At 61.0% G+C, this 2,039-nt stretch carries 1 protein-coding gene; it reads right to left on the reverse strand.

Annotated elements, in window-relative coordinates; translation table 11 throughout:
* Positions 1-89 precede the first annotated feature (89 nt).
* Positions 90-1,898 (reverse strand): monovalent cation:proton antiporter-2 (CPA2) family protein, encoded by a 1,809-nt coding sequence (locus tag DCO47_RS26625; protein WP_116659275.1) that lies wholly within the window; start codon positions 1,896-1,898, stop codon positions 90-92.
* Positions 1,899-2,039: the final 141 nt, after the last annotated feature.

The following is a 2,039-nucleotide window of genomic DNA, read 5'->3' on the forward strand; positions in this document are numbered from 1 at the left end:
GCTCGCGATAGCAGTGTGTCAGTAATGAATAAGTCGACTGACACACCGCCATCGCGAGCAGGCTCACTCCTACAGGTTTTGTGCAGGGCTCAGGTGTTGCGGGATTCTTCTTCGAGTTGATCCGATTCGAACAGTTTGGCCAGTTCCTCCCGGGCTTCCTGGGCGGTCTGCAGGACTTTGGCGGCGTCGTCGTAAACGGCGTGCTGCGCCTCCAGCACCTGTTCGTCGTGATGCTTGAAACGCTTGATCCGCGCATCGGCCTGGGCTTGCGTCAGACCAAGGCCGACCAATGTACGACGGCTCATTTCCAGACTCGAATAGTAGGTCTCACGAATCGCCTCCGCGCCCACATCGATCAAGCGATGCACGTGCTGACGGTTACGCGCGCGGGCAATGATTTTCATGTGCGGATACAGCTTGTGCACCACCTCGGCAGTCTTGATGTTGGTCTCCGGATCATCCGTGGCGATGACAAAATATTCCGCCTCGCCGACCTTGGCCGCGTGGAGAATTTCCGGGCGCATCGGGTCGCCGTAGAACACCGGCACACCGCCGAAGCTGCGCGACAGTTCGATGGTTTCCACCGAGGTGTCCAGCGCGACGAACTTGATGTTCTGCGCGCGCAGAATCCGCGCCACGATCTGGCCCATCCGGCCCATGCCGGCAATCACCACCCGCGGCGCTTCGGTGTCGATTTCGCGGAATTTTTCCGGCACTTCCACCGGCTGCACTTTCGGGCTGACCAGCCGTGCGCAGATCAACAGCAGCAATGGCGTCAGCGCCATCGACAGGGTGATGGTCAGCACCAGCAGGTCGTACAGACGCGGCTCGAACAGGCCCTGATCGCGGCCGATCTTGAACACCACAAACGCAAACTCACCGCCGGCAGCCAGAACGATACCGAGGCGAATTGCGCTGATCTTGTTCAGCCCGCCGGCCAGACGCCCGACGACAAACAGCAGCGGCAATTTCAGCCCGATCAGCAGCAGGGTAAGGCCCAACACGGTGATCGGCGCGCTCAACAACAGGCTGAGATTGGCGCCCATGCCGACGCTGATGAAAAACAGCCCGAGCAGCAGGCCTTTGAACGGTTCGATCTGCGCTTCCAGCTCATGGCGATATTCCGAATCCGCCAGCAGCAGACCGGCAAGAAACGCCCCCAGCGCCATCGACACACCGACCAGATCCATCAGCCACGCCGTGCCGATCACCACCAGCAACGCGGTGGCGGTGGACACTTCCGGCAGACCGGTTTTCGCCACCACGCGAAACACCGGACGCAGCAGATAACGCCCACCGATCACCACCACAGCAATGCCGCCGAGCACCTGCAGGCTGTGGCGGATGTCGTCGGCGGTGCTGGTGTGGTGATCGACGCCAGCGAGCATCGGCACCAGCGCAATCAACGGAATCGCGGCGATGTCCTGGAACAGCAGAATGGCAAACGCCAGACGCCCGTGGGGACTGGTCAGTTCCTTGCGTTCGGCGAGGCTTTGCAGGCCAAAAGCGGTAGAAGACAGCGCCAGACCGAGGCCCAGCACAATCGCGCTGTTAAGCGGCTGACCGAACACCGACAGCGCCAGCCCGCCGATCACCGAAGCGGTCAGCAGCACCTGCGCCAGGCCAACGCCGAACACCGATTTGCGCATCACCCACAAGCGTCGCGGCGACAGCTCCAGGCCGATGATGAACAGCAGCAGCACCACGCCCAGCTCGGAAATATGCGTAACGCTTTGCGGATTACCGATCAGGCCCAGCACTGACGGGCCGATGATCACCCCGGCAAACAGATAACCGAGCACAGCGCCCAGTTGCAGACGTTTGGCCAAAGGCACGGTGAGCACCGCCGCGAACAGAAACACGACAGCGGCTTGCAACAGATTGCCTTCATGGGGCATTGGAACGACTCCTGACTACGGGTACGGCGGGGGGCGACAAGGATAAGGGTTGACCGGATTTCAGATCCACCAAAGATCCCTTGTAGGAGTGAGCCTGCTCGCGATCGCGGTGGAACAGTCGACATCATCCGTGACTGACAA

Source organism: Pseudomonas sp. NDM (assembly GCF_003105095.1).
In the GTDB taxonomy this organism is placed as follows: Bacteria; Pseudomonadota; Gammaproteobacteria; order Pseudomonadales; family Pseudomonadaceae; genus Aquipseudomonas; species Aquipseudomonas moraviensis_A.

Excerpts from the sequence above, each read along its gene's own strand:
- DCO47_RS26625 (WP_116659275.1), bottom strand. The coding sequence starts at position 1,898 with ATGCCCCATGAAGGCAATCTGTTGCAAGCCGCTGTCGTGTTTCTGTTC.